This window comes from Chryseobacterium sp. MP_3.2, assembly GCF_035984805.1.
GTDB lineage: Bacteria > Bacteroidota > Bacteroidia > Flavobacteriales > Weeksellaceae > Kaistella.
The window spans coordinates 1-16,884 of record NZ_JAXCHW010000013.1 but is presented as its reverse complement, the minus strand read 5'-3'; the positions used below and the strand labels follow the sequence as shown (position 1 = coordinate 16,884).

14 protein-coding genes are annotated in these 16,884 nt (G+C 36.2%); 3 read left to right on the top strand and 11 right to left on the bottom strand.

Going from position 1 to position 16,884, the window contains the following annotated elements:
• Nucleotides 1-2 precede the first annotated feature (2 nt).
• Nucleotides 3-1,085 (top strand): mannose-1-phosphate guanylyltransferase, encoded by a 1,083-nt coding sequence (locus RCH13_RS12925; RefSeq protein ID WP_326987664.1) that lies wholly within the window; start codon nt 3-5, stop codon nt 1,083-1,085.
• A 36-nt stretch (nt 1,086-1,121) separates the two neighbouring features.
• Here the strand turns inward: RCH13_RS12925 and RCH13_RS12920 are convergent, their stop codons facing one another.
• From RCH13_RS12920 to RCH13_RS12910, 3 genes are read right to left on the bottom strand one after another with little or no spacing between them, the layout of a single operon-like run.
• Complete coding sequence (locus RCH13_RS12920; RefSeq protein ID WP_442784634.1) at nt 1,122-2,045, bottom strand: glycosyltransferase family 9 protein; 924 nt, start codon at nt 2,043-2,045, stop codon at nt 1,122-1,124.
• Nucleotides 2,046-2,089: 44 nt separating this feature from the next.
• Complete coding sequence (locus RCH13_RS12915; RefSeq protein ID WP_326987662.1) at nt 2,090-2,509, bottom strand: SufE family protein; 420 nt, start codon at nt 2,507-2,509, stop codon at nt 2,090-2,092.
• A gap of 39 nt (nt 2,510-2,548) precedes the next feature.
• Entirely contained in the window at nt 2,549-3,646 is a 1,098-nt protein-coding gene (locus RCH13_RS12910; protein WP_326987661.1) for a glycosyltransferase, read from the bottom strand.
• A 385-nt stretch (nt 3,647-4,031) separates the two neighbouring features.
• Here RCH13_RS12910 and RCH13_RS12900 point away from each other — a divergent pair, with 385 nt between their 5' ends.
• A complete protein-coding gene (locus RCH13_RS12900; protein ID WP_326987660.1) occupies nt 4,032-6,551 on the top strand; it encodes an ATP-dependent Clp protease ATP-binding subunit in 2,520 nt (839 codons plus the stop codon).
• A gap of 70 nt (nt 6,552-6,621) precedes the next feature.
• Here the strand turns inward: RCH13_RS12900 and RCH13_RS12895 are convergent, their stop codons facing one another.
• The 7 genes from RCH13_RS12895 to RCH13_RS12865 all read right to left on the bottom strand — a co-directional run bounded on the left by RCH13_RS12895 (nt 6,622) and on the right by RCH13_RS12865 (nt 13,296).
• The gene (locus tag RCH13_RS12895) at nt 6,622-7,992 is read right to left on the bottom strand and encodes a tetratricopeptide repeat protein (RefSeq protein WP_326987659.1); all 1,371 of its coding nucleotides are present in this window, start codon (nt 7,990-7,992) and stop codon (nt 6,622-6,624) included.
• A 96-nt stretch (nt 7,993-8,088) separates the two neighbouring features.
• Nucleotides 8,089-9,471 carry a phosphoglucosamine mutase gene (glmM, locus tag RCH13_RS12890; RefSeq protein ID WP_326987658.1) on the bottom strand — a complete coding sequence of 461 codons (1,383 nt, stop codon included), beginning with the start codon at nt 9,469-9,471 and terminating at the stop codon, nt 8,089-8,091.
• 60 nt (nt 9,472-9,531) lie between these two features.
• Nucleotides 9,532-9,681, bottom strand: a complete 150-nt coding sequence (locus tag RCH13_RS12885) for a hypothetical protein (RefSeq protein WP_326987657.1) — start codon at nt 9,679-9,681, stop codon at nt 9,532-9,534.
• A 66-nt stretch (nt 9,682-9,747) separates the two neighbouring features.
• On the bottom strand, nt 9,748-9,900 hold the full coding sequence (locus RCH13_RS12880) for a hypothetical protein (RefSeq protein ID WP_326987656.1): 153 nt from the start codon (nt 9,898-9,900) through the stop codon (nt 9,748-9,750).
• Nucleotides 9,900-11,936: a ferrous iron transport protein B gene (feoB, locus tag RCH13_RS12875; RefSeq protein ID WP_326987655.1), complete on the bottom strand. Its 2,037-nt coding sequence runs from the start codon at nt 11,934-11,936 to the stop codon at nt 9,900-9,902. Before feoB ends, RCH13_RS12880 begins: the two co-directional genes overlap by 1 nt.
• Entirely contained in the window at nt 11,936-12,139 is a 204-nt protein-coding gene (locus RCH13_RS12870; protein ID WP_326987654.1) for a FeoA family protein, read from the bottom strand. Before RCH13_RS12870 ends, feoB begins: the two co-directional genes overlap by 1 nt.
• Before the next feature lie 260 nt (nt 12,140-12,399).
• Nucleotides 12,400-13,296, bottom strand: a complete 897-nt coding sequence (locus tag RCH13_RS12865) for a GLPGLI family protein (protein WP_326987653.1) — start codon at nt 13,294-13,296, stop codon at nt 12,400-12,402.
• Between the two features lie 126 nt (nt 13,297-13,422).
• Here RCH13_RS12865 and RCH13_RS12860 point away from each other — a divergent pair, with 126 nt between their 5' ends.
• Nucleotides 13,423-13,920 (top strand): DinB family protein, encoded by a 498-nt coding sequence (locus tag RCH13_RS12860; protein WP_326987652.1) that lies wholly within the window; start codon nt 13,423-13,425, stop codon nt 13,918-13,920.
• A gap of 67 nt (nt 13,921-13,987) precedes the next feature.
• On the opposite strand, the gene RCH13_RS12855 is transcribed toward RCH13_RS12860, so the two are convergent.
• A complete protein-coding gene (locus tag RCH13_RS12855) occupies nt 13,988-16,720 on the bottom strand; it encodes a hypothetical protein (RefSeq protein ID WP_326987651.1) in 2,733 nt (910 codons plus the stop codon).
• Between the last annotated feature and the right edge of the window lie 164 nt (nt 16,721-16,884).

The window sequence follows — 16,884 nt, the reverse complement described above, 5'->3', positions numbered from 1 at the left end:
CTATGTCTAAATCAATTAATTACTGCGTAATAATGGCAGGTGGAATCGGTAGTAGATTCTGGCCCATGAGTACACAGAAATATCCGAAACAATTTCAAGATATTTTAGGAACTGGCCGTACCATGATTCAGCAGACCTATGATCGAATTTCTCAAATTGTTCCTGCAGAAAATATTTTTGTGATAACCAACAAAGAATATATTTCGCTGACAGAACAGCAGCTTCCAGAAATAAAAACGGAAAACATTGTTGGTGAACCGATGATGAAAAATACGGCGGCTTGCAATATTTACATGGCGAAAAAAATTGAGGCACTCAATCCATTAGCTAACCTCATTGTTTTGCCCGCGGATCACTTGATTTTAAAGGAAAATATCTTTTTGCGTAAAGTTGAACTGGCTTTTAATCTGGCAGAAAAAAATGATTACCTCATCACTTTAGGCATCAAACCAACCCGTCCCGATACTGGATTTGGGTACATTCAGTTTGTAGAGAAAAAAGGTGCAGAATATTTCAAAGTAAAAACTTTTACAGAAAAACCTAATTTAGAAATCGCGAAGACTTTTATAGAAAGTGGAGATTTCCTCTGGAATGCGGGTATTTTTATTTGGAATGTAAAATCAATTTTAAGCGCTTTTGATGAAAATTTAGAAGAAATGTCTCAGCATTTTGGAAGCTGCGAATACAATTCTGAGGGAGAAATCAGTTGCATCGAAGTGATTTATCCCAAGGTTGCAAAAATTTCAATCGATAATGGAATATTAGAAAAAGCAAAAAATGTTTTCGTAATTCCCGCAGATTTGGGTTGGAGCGATTTGGGAACTTGGACTTCCGTTTATGAGAACTCGCCGAAAGACGAGGAGAATAACTCCATTGGTTCTAAGCAGATTATCACTTACAATGCTAAAGGTAATTTAATACGCCTGAAAACTAAAAGTAAAGCTGCCATTATTGATGGATTAGAAAATTACATCATCGTGGATACAGAAAAAGCTCTTTTGATTTGTCCGCGAGAAAATGATCAGCTCATTAAAGATTATGTTCAGGATTTAAAGAATTTGAAAAAGGGCGATAAATTTTTATAAAACCAATTCCTTTTATCATTGATGAAAGGAATTTTTTTAGGCATTAATTTTATCCATAATTTGCTGCAAGTTAATTTCTTCCAAACATGCCCAATCACCACGGTAGCAAGGTTTATCTCCGAAAACAGAGCACGGTCTACAAGTTAAATCTTTTACTTGAACCACATCATTTTCATTTTGACCATAACCTAGAAACCCAGCGAAAGGATGGGTTGATCCCCAAATGGAAATACAGCGTGTTCCCACTAAACTTGCCAAATGCATATTCGCGGAATCCATAGAAACCATCATTTCTAAACTGGATATTTTTTTTAATTCTTCCGTTAAAGTCAAATTTCCCGCAAGGTTCTCAGAATTTGGTATTTGAGAGGCCCACTTTTCCAAAATATCAACCTCATTTTTTCCACCGCCAAAAAAGTAGATTTTCTTCGTTTCCGCTACTTTCTTTGCAATTTCAAATGATTTGTCTAAGGGTAACATTTTACCTTCATGCTGAGCAAAAGGTGCGAATCCAATTCCTGATTTTTCCACGCGTTCTGGTCTGTATTTATGCGATAAAGTAAGGGAAAAACCAAGCTCCCGAAAGACATCTGCATATCTTTCTGTAGTGTGTTTTAGGGGCGCTTTATCCAGATTCCATACGTCTGTTAAATGCTCTTTTTCCTCTTTGCCTTTATCAATAACGGCTACATCAAAACCTTTTCGCGTAAAAATTCTGTCTAATATTTTGGTACGGATAACATTGTGTAAATCTGCTACATAATCTGGATTAAATTGGGTGCGTAATTCTTTACTTAGGCGTCTCATCCCAAAGAAACCTTTGTAATCATCCAGATCAACACCTTTAAAAATAATACGCGGAATCTCTTTGAATAAATCAGCAAAATTTTTCCGCGAAACGAAAACAATTTCTACAGTAGGATTCTGCTCCAGCAACTCCCGCAAAACAGGAACAATCATGGCTACATCTCCAAAGGCAGAGAAACGATATGCTAAGATTTTCGTCAAGTTTTAAGTTGAAATGCTACGGCGTAAAACTTAATTTGCTTGGTCATGGCCATTAATCCGTTCGCGCGAGAGGGAGATAAAAATTCTTGCAGTCCAATCTCGGAGATAAACGCAAAATCTGAATCCAAAATTTCTTGCGTAGGATGCCCACTGTAAATAGAAACCAATAGGGAGACAATTCCTTTGGGCAAAATGCCATCGGAATCCGCATTAAAGTATAAGTTTCCTTCTTTAAAATCAGCATCAATCCAAACTTTCGATTGGCAACCTTTAATTAAATTTTCTTCCTTCTTTTTGTCTTCAGGAATTCCGGGCAACTCTTTTCCTAGGTCAATGATGTACTCGTATTTTTGTTCCCAATCTTCTAAAAAGGCAAATTCTTCTACAATTTCTTGCTGTTTTTCTTTGATGGTCATTTTTAAAAATTTCTAGGTACAAAGATAAGAAATTCGCTTTTAGAACTCTGCCAATTTAACGGTCTTAAAAAGTGTCAATAATTTTTGTTCTTCTTTTTCCCAACAAAGTTCTTGAGCCGCATGATTTAAATTGGATTCGTAAAAACCTTTTCCTTTTTCTAAAACGCTCAGGATTTTTTCTGGCAATTCCGAATAATCTGAAATTTTTTCTCCCGCGTGATATTGATCAATAACTTTTTGCATTTCTGGAAAATCTGACACCACCACAGGAACTCTTGCCTGAATATAATCAGATATTTTATTCGGCATGGAGTAGTAATAACTCAACCCATTATTTTCTTCGATGCTTATACCAATGTCTGCCTTTGGAGTAAGTTCTCTCAATTTTTTAGGCGAAAGTTTACCCAGGAATTTCACCTGATTTTCTAAGTGCAATGACTTCGAAAGGTTTTGGTATTCTACTTTTTTTGGACCATCACCCGCGATCCAAAGTTCAGCGCCCAGAATATTTTTCATAGCAGGAATCATTTTATCCAATCCGCGGGAAGGATTGATGACGCCTTGATAGAGTATAATTTTTGGCTTATTATCTTCTAGATAATTTTGTGGATTGGGAGTGTGCTTTGGAAAATTTTGCACTACGAAAGGTCGTTGGATTCCATATCGGTTGTGAAACCAATCCGCATAGCTTTCACTCGCAGTCATCATGTATTTCATTTTTGGCCCTATACAAGATTCTAATTTTCGCCAAATTTTCTGCGTGAACCTTCCGTTAATTGAAGGCATCTCTGTGAAAATTTCGTGGCTATCAAACACTAAAGGAATGCCGAGCTTTTTAGAAATTAAGTAATTGGGTAAGAGCGTATCTAAATCATTAGCGAGCAGAATGGTGTTTCTATCCGTGGTTCGTAATAAATTCTGATAAAGTTTAAACTGAAATTCCAGATAGGCAAATTTTAAAATTTTGGATTTAAGGAGGATTCTGGAAAAGGAGTATTCTCGGGACATTTCGGGTAAACCGGTCCAATTGTTACCAATCAATTCTACCTCGTAACCATTTTCTAACAAACTTCGGCAAACCTTTTCTACACGTTGATCCGTCGCTAAATTATTAAAAACGCTTACTAAAACTTTCATCTTAGAAAATTACTTCTTTTTTATCAAATGATAACCTTGAATAAAGCATAAAATCCCATTCGGAATGATTATTGGCCAAAGGAAATTACTATAAATGCCGTAAAGTACAAATAAGATACATCCCACTAAATTCACTACGCGAATTTTTTGAATATCTTTTAGAATAAAACTCAGTACAACAAAGACTGAAGCTGCATAGCCAACGTAGTTCGTAATTTCTGGGGTCATAGGTTTTTTTAGGGAGACAAACCTAATCATTTTCAGGCAGATAGTCAAATTTAAATCTGCCATAAAGTCTTTAAACATTAATTGGTAAAGTATTTGTAACTTCTGGTAAGAAATAGTAGCACTTTAATTACCTTTATAATAAGATAGAAAGAAAAATATGGATCATAAATTTTCAAACGGTTTGGATCAGGTATTCAAACATAGCAAAAATGAGGCGCGACGGTTGCAGAGTGAGTTCCTCAATACAGAACATTTCCTCTTGGGAATGATAAAATCAGATAACTCTGCGAAAGAAATATTACAGAATTTAGGTGCCGATTTAACCCAAATTAGACGTAAGATCGAAACTTTGTCTGTGGTTAGTCTAAACCCTTATACTGCAGATAGCGAAAAAATTAACTTTACGAAAATGGCGGATCACGCCGTAAAACGCTCTGAACTAGAATGCCGCCAATATCAAAGTGCAGAAATCAACACCATTCACTTGTTGCTCGGAATCTTGTTTAAATCTGAAGATCCAACGACCAATATTCTAAGTTCCTATGATGTAGATTATGAAACTGTGACCAAAGAATATCAAGCCATGCTTAAAAATTCTGGGCAAGGTCCAAAAATGAGTGCGTATGATGATGACGAAGAACGTGAAGAATTCGGGCAAATGAGAAAACCGACAGGAAACCTAGGAACTGGCAAAACAAAAACGCCAACCTTGGATAATTTCGGACGGGATTTAACATCGCTTGCGAGAGATGGAAAATTAGACCCTGTAATTGGTAGAGAAAAAGAAATTGAAAGAGTTTCTCAAATCCTATCCCGAAGAAAAAAAAATAATCCATTATTGATTGGAGAACCTGGAGTTGGTAAATCTGCCATTGCTGAAGGTTTAGCGTTAAGAATTCAGCAGAAAAAAGTTTCCCGCGTTCTTTATGGAAAACGAGTAATCACCTTGGATTTAGCAAGTTTAGTTGCGGGAACAAAATACCGTGGACAATTCGAAGAACGGATGAAAGCAATCATGACTGAATTGGAGAAAAACCGCGATGTCATTTTGTTTATCGATGAACTACACACCATTGTAGGTGCAGGAAGTTCAACCGGAAGTTTAGATGCTTCCAACATGTTCAAGCCAGCTTTAGCAAGAGGAGAAATTCAATGTATCGGTGCGACGACTTTGGATGAATACAGACAATACATTGAAAAAGATGGAGCATTAGAAAGACGTTTCCAAAAGGTAATGGTAGAACCTACCACCGTAGAAGAAACGATTCAAATCCTAAATCAGATCAAAGATAAGTATGAAGATCACCATAATGTTACTTACACCGATGAAGCAATTCTGGCATGTGTAAATTTAACGGCAAGATATATTACGGACCGATTTTTACCAGATAAAGCCATCGATGCGATGGATGAAGCGGGATCACGTGTTTATATCAAAAACATGAAAGTTCCCACTGAAATCATCGATTTTGAAACAAAAATTGAAGAAATCAAGGAGAATAAGCAGAAAGCGGTGAAAGCTCAGGATTATTTGGAAGCACGAAAATTGAAAGATGAAGAAGAACGCTTGCAAATTGAACTGAACATTGCGCAGGAGAGCTGGGACAAAGATGTGAAGGAAAAGAAAGAAGTGGTTACCGAAGAAAGCGTAGCAGAAGTGGTTTCCATGATGAGTGGAATTCCAGTTACCAAAGTTGGTAAAAATGAGTTGGATAAACTGGCTCAAATGGATGGTCAACTGAACGGAAAAGTAATTGGACAAGAAGAAGCGGTGAAAAAAGTGGTGAAAGCCATTCAAAGAAACAGAGCCGGGCTGAAAGATCCAAACCGTCCAATCGGTACTTTTATCTTCCTTGGGACAACGGGTGTTGGTAAAACCGAACTTGCGAAAGTAATGGCGCGGGAATTATTCGACTCAGATGATGCTCTGATCAGAATTGACATGAGTGAGTACATGGAAAAATTTGCGATTTCGCGGTTAGTCGGTGCTCCTCCGGGATACGTGGGTTATGAAGAAGGTGGTCAGTTAACGGAAGCCGTTCGAAGAAAACCATATGCTGTAATCCTTTTGGATGAGATTGAAAAAGCGCATCCAGATGTGTTCAATATTTTACTGCAGATTTTGGATGAAGGACATATCACGGATTCTTTGGGTAGAAAAATTGACTTTAGAAATACGATTATTATCCTAACTTCTAATATTGGAACACGGGATATTAAAGATTTCGGAGATGGTGTTGGTTTTGGAACGAATGCAAAAAATTCCAATTCAGATTCCAGAGCGAGAAGTACCATTGAAAAAGCTTTGAAAAAAGCCTTCGCACCAGAATTTTTAAATAGAATTGATGATATCGTCATCTTTAACTCTTTAGGAAAAGAAGACATTGCAAAAATCATTGATCTAGAACTGAATAAATTGTATCTAAGATTAGAAAAATTGAATTACAAAGTAATACTAGAAGATGATGCGAAAGAATTCATTGCAGATAAAGGCTGGGACAGAGATTTTGGAGCGCGACCATTAAAACGGGCAATCCAAAAGTATATTGAAGATTTATTAGCAGAAATGTTAGTCAACAAACAATTGTCTGAAGGCGAAACCGCCGTCTTAAAACTTAATGAAGCTAAAGATGGTTTGGAAGGCGAAACCTTAAAGAAAAAGCAAAGCGCAAAATAGCGTGATACTCTATACATAGAAAAACCTCACTCTAATCGAGTGAGGTTTTTCTATGTAAAAAAGCGTAAAACTACTTTTTCTTGGTTTTTACTTTATCAACTTCCTCCTTAATAAAAGGATATTTTTGCTGCATGTCTTCTAGTAACTGGGGGTCTAAATCCAAGGCAACTCCCAAAACTTTTCTCCCTTCTTTCTGATTATTCATCTGAAAATAACAATTGCTTAACTGGTAAAACAACTCTGCTCTATTGTGATTTTTCGTGGCTTCTAATAGAACGGTAATAGCTTCTTCAAACTCACCAAGGAGCATTAGAACTTCGCAGTAAGCGTACCAATTGTAAAATCTGGTTGGTTCATATTCTGCCAATTTTTTCAGGCAAAGTAAACTTTCTTCAAACTTGCCAGCATCGATATAAAGAAAAGCCAAACGTTTCTGATAATCTAAATTATTATCATTTAAAGAAACAGCTTCTATGGCGAAATGCAGTGCTTCTTTCATGCCGCCCATTTCCTCGTAAACATAGGATTGCTCCATCATCGACAGATAAAACTGAGGATCATCTCTGAGGGATTTTTGGAAGGCATTTAAAGCCAAAACCATTTGTTTGTTTTCTTTGAAACAAAGTCCAATTTTATAGTACGTAAAAGATTTGGTGTATTCTAATTCCAGCATCTCCTCATAAACCGCAATGGCTTTCGTCCACATTCCCAAAGCTTCATAACACGCCGCTTTATTTGCATAAACACCAACTGACTGAGAATTTACCGCCAATAAAAAATCAAAACCACGGATGGCTTCTTCGTAATTTTTCCGGTTGAAGTAAAACTGGCCGTATTCATACCAAGCTGTTTCAGAAAAGGCAAACTGATCCAAGTAACCGTTTAAAAACTCGATTGCTTCTTCGCTTCTGTTCAATTGATTGTAGCAAAACATGACATTTTCTAAGGAATATTCATCTTGTTGATCAAAACCTAAAGCCAGTTTATAATGCTTCAAAGCTTTAAACGGATCTTCTAAATTCACATATTCATCTGCGATAAAATTGTGGAGAAAGTTCTCTTCTTCTTCCAATTCTAAAGCTGTTTCGCAAAAGGTAATGGCTCGTCTTGGGTTACCAAGATTAGAGTAATATTTGGCACAACATACCAAAAAATCAGTGCTTTCCATAGACGCTTCCTGAAGTTCCCGCATGAGTTCTTTTGCCTGCACGTAGTTTTCGAGTTCCAAAAGAACCTCGAATTTCTTAATTTTTAATTCTAAAGATTGCGGGTGAAGTTGCAGTGCGAACTTCGTGGCCATTTCTGCAAAAGAGATATCGCCCATTTCTAAATAGTAAATAATGATGTCCTCATATTCTTCGGTTTCGAAGTATATTTCCTCATTATTTTCTACCATGTCTTCGAACTTTTTTACCAGTTCATTGTCAAAAAATTCTTCCAATATATATATGTGCTGTTATAATCCAAATTGGAATTTTACTTGCCAACTTTGACCAAACAATTTTTTTTAAACATTTTTCAATCTAAGAAATTTGATTTAAATCAAACTCTTAATCTTTGCAATCATCTGATCGCCTAAATCATCTGCTTCTTTCTGAGAGAAGGCTTCTGTATAAATCCGAATGATGGGTTCTGTATTCGATTTTCTTAAATGTACCCAATTATCTTTGAAATCAATTTTCACACCATCTACGGTAGAAATCTCTTCGTTTTGATATTCATTTTGCATTTTAGTTAAAAGAGAATCTACATCAATATCTGGTGTTAATTCAATTTTCTTTTTCCCCATGAAATAACTTGGGTACGTGGCTCTTAATTCTGAAACGGTCTTGTCCTCTTTTGCCAAATGCGTCAGGAATAAAGCGACTCCCACTAAAGAATCACGCCCATAATGCAAATCAGGATAAATAATTCCGCCATTTCCTTCGCCACCAATCACGGCGTTTTTCTCTTTCATCAAGGTAACTACATTCACTTCCCCCACCGCGCTTGCGAAATATTCTGAATCCAAATTTCTTGCAACATCACGTACTGCACGACTTGAAGACAAATTAGAAATGGTAACTCCTTTTTTATTTCTTAAAAGATAATCGGCTACTGCAACCAAAGTATATTCTTCCCCAAAAAGTTCCCCGTTCTCATCCACCAAAGCCAATCTGTCTACATCTGGATCTACCACGACACCTAAATCAGCTTTTTCTTTTTTGACAAGTTCACAGATATCACCTAAATGTTCTTTTAAGGGTTCTGGATTGTGTGGGAAATGTCCTGTAGGATCACAGTATAATTTTACTACCTCACAGCCTAATTTTTCCAACAATTGCGGAATAGCGATTCCGCCGGTAGAATTTACTGCATCTACCACCACTTTAAATTTCTTTGATCTAATGGCTTCTGCATCCACCATTGGCAGGTCTAAAATCTGTTGAATATGAATATCAAAAGCATCATCACGTGTTTCATATTGGCCTAAATCATCAACTTCTGCATATTCAAAATCTTCACTTTCTGCTAAAGCTAAAACTTCTGCACCATTTTCTCCTGTTATAAATTCTCCTTTTTCATTGAGTAATTTCAACGCGTTCCACTGCTTTGGATTGTGAGAAGCGGTTAATATAATTCCACCATCTGCGTGAAGTTCTGGAACCATAATTTCTACGGTAGGTGTGGTGGATAAACCTAAATCTACCACATGAATTCCTAAACCCTGAAGGGTTGCAGTAACCAAAGAATTGACCATTGACCCAGAAATTCTGGCGTCCCGACCAACAACTAACGTTAAGTCTTTTTTATTTCTATTATTTTGAAGCCAAGCTCCGAAAGCAGAGGTAAATTTCACCACATCTAGTGGAGTTAGATTTTCGTCAACTTTACCGCCGATGGTACCACGAATTCCCGAAATGGATTTAATTAATGCCATTCTATACTATGATTTAAATTTGGTGCAAAAATACGAATAATTAAAGTAGGATGCGTGTTTTTACGAACAGCCGCAGTCTGAATCACAACCAGGCTTGCCTTTTTTAAATCGCTTCGGAGCAAGGTTTTTGGCAATAATCTTAAAAAGGTAGTATCCTGCAAATAAGACAATTAAAGCGATAATGATGTATTGAAATACTAGAGAATCCATAGAGGCAAATTTACAAAATTTATACTAAGTAGAAATGACCTCCTTTAACCTCAACCATAAAATAGATCAATGTCCGCCGCATTCCTGATCACACCCGAATTCGCCTTTTTTCTTCTTCTTGGAACTGAAACTGTCCGCAACAATATTGAATAAAGAATAGCCCGCAAATAAAACAAGCGCTGCGATAATGATATATTGAAAAATAAGAGAATTGTCCATTATTTTAGCATTTGATAGGCAATTAAGGATGCAATATAAGCCAAGCCAGACATGCCGAACAACTGCGCCATGGTCCATTTCCAGGATTTGGTTTCTCTGTAAACTACCGCTAAGGTAGAAATACATTGCATGGCAAAAGCATAAAAGAGAAGAATAGAAATACCCGTAGCAAAACTGAAGACTTTTTCTCCGTTGGGTTTTACATCACTCCTCATTTTTTCTATAATCGTTCCTTCTGGTGCCTCTTCATCTAAACTGTACAACGTAGACATGGTTCCCACAAAAACTTCTCTTGCCACAAAACTCGTTAAAATACCAACTCCCATTTTCCAGTCATATCCAAGTGGTTCAATGGCTGGCTCAATGGATTTACCCATTTTCGCAAGATAAGATTGTTCCAATTTCACATCGGTTGAAACCAAATCTTCTTGATTTTGGCTGGGTCCAATGTAACTGAAAAACCAAATCACAATGCTGAATAGAAAAATAACCTTACCAGCACCTGTAATAAATTCCCAAACTTTACCGAGAACGATTTTAAAATCATACGCAAAAAGAGGTAATTTATAGGACGGAAGATCCATGACTAAAAAAGAAGCTCCTTTGCTTTTAATCATTTTTTTTAGGACAAATGCTGCCAATAAAGACATAAAAAATCCGAGGAAATACATCGCCATTAAGGCTAAAGCTTTGTAACTAATGCCGCCAAAAAATTTATTGGGAATAATTAACCCGATGATAATACTGTAAACTGGCAATCGAGCAGCACAAGTCATAAATGGCGTAACCAAAATAGTGATCAAGCGCTCTTTTACATTTTCAATGTTTCTGGTCGACATAATTGCGGGAATTGCACACGCTGTTCCCGAAACCAATGGCACGATACTCTTTCCATTCAGTCCGAATGGCCGAAGAAAACGATCCATGAGGAAAATTACTCTCGCCATATATCCAGAATCTTCTAAGAGATAAAGAAAGTACAGCAAAATTCCAATTTGCGGCGCGAAAATCATAATTCCACCCAATCCCGGAATAATTCCGTTAGCAAGCAAAGAATTCACAGGACCTTCTGGCAAATTGGTGTTAACCAAACTGGATAGCCAAAGGAAAAAATCCGAAATCCAGTTCATAGGATATTCTGCAAGGAAAAAAACACTTTGGAAAATAATGAGCAGAATTACTCCAAAAATGACATAACCCCAAAACTGATGTACCAAAACTTTGTCTAGTTTTTCTGTCAACAACTCTTTAAACTGAGGTTTTTTCGAAAGGACTTTAGAAATAATTCGATCAATATTTTGATATCTTCGGATGGTTTCTTGCGTTTGTAATCTTTTCGGGACCAAACACTTCACCTCATCATCATTAATTTGCTCATGTACTGTTTCCAGTTTGCCCAGATATGTATCTGAGGAAAGTAAAGTCCAGATTTTATACTGATTGCTTTCTTTGGTGGCAGAAAATATTTTGAAAACCAGGCCTTTTTGTTCAACAGGAACTTCAAAAGAGGCTTTTTCAGAAACGGTGAAACTATTTTTATAAATTTCCGCACGAATTTCTTCGATTCCCTGATTTTTTTTCGCATTACTTTGCAAAACCGTCACGCCTAATTCCCTTGAAAGCGCATCTAAATCAATATTAACTCCGCGTCTTTCTGCCTGATCAATTTGGTTTACCACCAATAGAATGGGAATTCCAAGATCCTGGATTTGTTGAAATAAGAGCAAGCCACGTTTAATACTCAGGGCTTCTAAAATATAAACAACACCTGTATAATTTTTCTGCTCATCAACCAAAAATTTGGAGAGAATGGCTTCATCTTCAGAGGTTGGATAAATACTGTAGGAACCTGGTAAGTCTACAACTTCTACCGTTTCGCCTTGATGATCGTAATCGCCAGTATGACTTGCCACGGTAACTCCCGCGTAATTTCCGGTTTTTTGATTTTTATGACAAAGCAAGTTGAAGACGGTGGATTTACCTACATTGGGATTACCGACCAGAAGAATTTGTTTGATGGGGGTAGCTTTTTGCATCACATGTGTTCTACAATGATAAACTGTGCTTCCTCTTCGCGCAGGGCAATTCGGCTTTTTTCATCCCCAAATTCCACATACAAAGGACCCTTAAAAGGCGCCTGATAAAGAATTTTGAAATAGGTCTCTGGTAAAAGTCCCATTTCAATAATCTTATTGGGCATTTTCAGGTCATCATTTTCATAACCTACAATTTTACCCATTTTTGCCTTTGGGAAACAACACAATTTATTTGAAATATCTCTCTTCAAGATTAAAATATTTGAGGAGCAAATGTACGTTATTTAAATTAAATCTAAATAAGAAAATAGGGAAAAAGCGCCTAAAAAGGCAGTAAATACCCTTGTAAATATCTGAATTATATCATATTTACCGAATTTTTTCAAAGATTTGCAGAAATTAAACATAGAAAAACCGAGAACATTTGTCCTCGGCAACAATTATAATCAGTATTTCTACAAGCTTATTTTTTCTTTTTAGGAACCGCAACTTCCCCTTCAATTGGATTGTTGTTCGCCTCATAAAATTCTTTGGTTGTTTTCTCTTGTTCCTTAATAAAATCACCAATGGTGGTTTCTGTTCCTGGCATTTTTGTACTCATCATTTGAGGAGACATCATGGGTCTCATGGATGCAAAAGGATCTTTTTTATAATCAGAAAAAGTTTTGGTGAATTTTTCGCGGCTGAGTTCCTGCACTTTTCCACCACTTCCGCCCGGCATTACGGACTCTAAGTAGGTAATTTCATTAAAATTAGGAACTTGTTTGTTTCCTTTTAATTCCCAAGAATAATCCTTGGCGTCGTCTTCAATTTTCACAATTAAACCTGGAAGTCCGTGGAATTTATAAGGTCCATCTTGAAATGGTAAATCGGCCGCAAACCAAGCAGTCCATTTTCTTCCGCCAAATTCTGTAGTCGCTTTCTGCGTATTGTAACTTCCAATTTTCATTTTTTCATTATCAATTTTCCAATTGAATTTTAAATCTTCACTATAGCCAATATTTACGGGAGTAAATCCGCTAGAAACACGATCTACATATTGAACTTTCATTTCTGGATAAAATTTGTAAATCTTCTCCGAAAACTTAGGCATGGTCATGGTCTTAGAAATATCTTTAAAAGTACCTGACTTCTGCATGGCTTCTACTTGAATCTTCATAATTGAATCCTGAGCAACAACGGTAAAATCTCTGTAAATGGATTTATCTTTCGTGATGTCCAAAATGGTCATTACTTTGTCTGTAGTTTCTGCGCCTTTTTTTGGTTTGAAATTAAGCTCATAGAAAAATCTGTTCGAGGTTTCCTGTGCCTGCAGCGCAAAAAAAGCGGTGATCAAAAAGAAGGATAAGAATTTTTTCATTTGTTTCTATTTTATATAATAAGTATAAAAAGGAGGACTAATGTTACACTTATTTTTAAATATTATTAGTTTTTGTGATAGCAAAAATTTCATAAATCGATAACTTTATCCCATAAAAATCAACTTATGGAAAGCTTAAACATCCTTAAAATGGAATTGGAAGAGGAGTACCAAACCACAAAAAAATTTATCAATAATTTCCCCGACCATCTTAATGATTATGCGCCGCACGAAAAAAGCATGAAATTAATGCCGCTTGCATCGCACATTGTAGAGGTTTTCGCCTGGCCGAAAATAATTTTGGAGACCTCTCAAATGGATTTTGTTGCAGGAGATTATAAACCCGCAGTTTTAAATACGAAAGCTGACCTTCAAGAAAAATTAGAGCAAGATTACCAGATTGGAAAAATCGCGTTGGAAAATATTACGGAAAATGATCTGGAACCAACTTGGTCTATGAGAATAGGTGATCAGGTTTTAAAGGAGTGGTCAAAATATGGCGCAATTAGACATGGATTGAATCAAATAACGCATCACAGAGCCCAATTAGGTGTTTACTATCGCCTGAATGATATTCCATTGCCCGGAAGTTATGGGCCGAGTGCAGACGACGAAAGTTTTTAAAATCAAATCCTAAAAAAAAATTACCGGTCCTTTCTCAGAGCGGTATTTCTATTTCTAAAGTTTGGGACTATTTAAAGTTGAATTTCACCGTAAACATCACTTGACTTGGTCTTATTTCTATACTGTTTCTGGTGGTAGAAAAATAAGTGGTATTATATCCAATGGTTTCATATGCTCTGGTATTCGCAATGTTTAACCATTTTACTTCGAAATCAATTTTCTTTTTTGCCCAAGTATATTGGTAAGATAAATCGTAGAAGGGATTTCTTAAAGTGGTATCTCCTTGAGAAGTAGAAATATCATCCCAAACAAAACCAATGGTGTGATTTTCTATTGGATACAAATACAAACTCATATTGTGATTCCATCCCGAATATTTATTCACATTATTTCTGTAGTTGTCGGTATTCTTATTCCAGTTCAAAGAAATATTGTAATCTAAACTCATCCAAGAAAAATAGGTGTTGTTAAATTTAAAGGCTAAAGTTTGGGTATTATTTTCACTTTCAATAAAATTATCCACATTATTTTGATCCACTAAAATGCTGAAAGAATTGGAATCCCGATTGGCAAAGTTAATAGAAGCATTGGTTTTAAATTTCGGGAAATACTTGCCAATTTCTGCACTTTCAGACTGGCTAAAAGAATTGTTATCGATGAAGGCTAAAGTTACATTGGAAGCTCCAGAAGCAAAAGGTCTGGATCTGGTAATAATGTTTTTCTTGAAGTCATTATAACTGTAGCGAACATTGAAAAAGAGATTGTTCAGCGGATTTCTATATTCTAAACGTGCAGAAGAATTGATGTTTCTGTTTTCTGGCAAAAAGTCACTATCTCTAAAATTAAGAACTTTCGGACTGGTTAATATCAAACCTTCATAGACTGACCCGAAACTTCCGAAATTGTAATTTAATCCACCGAAAGCTGAGAGTTTCCAGAAAGAGGCGAAATCATAACTCCCAAAAAAGGTAGGCTCAAAAACGGTTCTGTTAATTTCTGAGTCTTTATTTCTAATTAAATCTTTGTAATCTACGCCATACATATTGAGCGGTAGATTAACGCTTAAGTTAAAAACGGTTCCCTTATAATTCAGGCCAACTTGCGAATAAGGATTAATTTCATTCCATTCTAAATCATTTTGAAAACGACTTTCCAGCAAGCTTCGGTCTCCATAAAGCTGAGAACTCATGTCATTAAATGATAAATTAAGACCAGCTTCTGGCGTGAGCGTCCATTTTTTATAAGAAAAACCTACAGACGCACTATGATTTGCGTTAATGGTGGTAGAAGATACGTTTTGATCCAAACGATCATAGTGTTTTCCGCCCAGAGAAGTAGGGTCAAAAATCTGATCCAAATCAAAAAAGTTTTCATTTGTCGCGGAGAGATTTTGGCGGTCTCGCTGGTAAGAAAGGTAACTCATAACATTCACGAGTTTATCTTTATAAGGAATGATGGTGCTCAATGAGTTTTTAATAATTCCCGTGGGCGAACTTAAAGATTCATTCAAAAAAATATCTTGGACACCAGATTGTGGCACTGCGAAATTAAAACGCGTGGCGCTGTTTGCACGGTCTTCATTCCAATAGCCATTATAGGTGGTGGTATTTTTAAAAAATCCTTTCTTCGCATTTTTGGTGAAGATAATTTCACCTTTTGCCGCATTGGTGTAAAAATTATTGGATTCTGAGGTCGTAATAGTTCCTTCTTTAAAGAAATCTGTATCCTGCTCATACGTGGTTTCTCGGTAAGAATCTCGGCTGATGGAATTATTGCTGAAGCTGGTATTGGCTTTTAATTCCCATTCTTTATTTTTGAAAGGCGTGGTTAAAACATTGGCAGAAAAATAATGCACATTATTCATCAAATATCTCTTTTCTGGGATATTCGGAACGTCGGCTTTATCTACATTTAGCCAAGTGTTTGGCGAAGATTGACCACGTCTTCCTTCAAAACGACTTCCAAAAGCCAAAAGGTTTCCTTCTTTTTCTACACTTTCTCCAGTATTGTTCGTTTTGTAATTCACTACCCATTGGTTTTTTTGGCCAAAAAACATGGGCGTTAATTTAATATTCCAGAGCAAAGGATTTAATCCGATTCCAACTTCTCCACGTCCCGTCATGGTGACGTTTTTTTTCAATTTAATATTGAGGGCAGCATTTTCGGAGGGTACTTTATCCTGAAGAATTTTTACGGGTTGATGATTTTCTAGAACTTCAATCTTCTGTACAGCTCCAGTTGGCAAAGAGTTATTTATTGTTCCATAACCACCTTCCATCAGATCTTTTCCATTTACATAAAATTTATTGATGGGTTCTCCCTGATAAAGAACAGTTCCATCTGGATTCACATCGATTCCCGGAATTTTCTTTAAAACATCAGACAAAGTTCGGTCAGATTTACTTTCAAAAGCCTTAATATCGTAGGAAATGGTATCTCCTTTTTTGGTAATCATTCTGGCTTTTAATTTCACCTCTTTAATTTCTGTAGCATCAGAATCCATGGTATAATTTAGATTTTGCGACTGATTTTTGATAGACCGAAAAAGGGGTTTTTGGTTAAATGCTTTGATTTTCAGATCTACATCTCCAGATTCGGAAGTGAAGGTTACTTTATATTCTCCTTTAGCATTAGAAATAGAAAAAGCCATGATCGCATCTTGTCCTGGCTCTTCTACCGTTACGCTTGCACTCGGAATTGGTTGCCCATCTGCATCCACAATTTTTCCTGTAACAACTGTTTGTGCCTGAGCAAAATAGATGATAAAAACAGAAAATAGAAAAGTAAATAATATCTTCATAAATGTATTATATTTTCTTATTAGTAAAAAAACCTTTGTAATAGTTACAAAGGTTTAAATATTTAAATGTTGTCTAGTCCTGAAATAGCGATACACAAAAAGTATCATTATGAAAGAACAGGAAGTTACGCGTTATGTAAAGCGCACTCAAAAGGATTATTCGA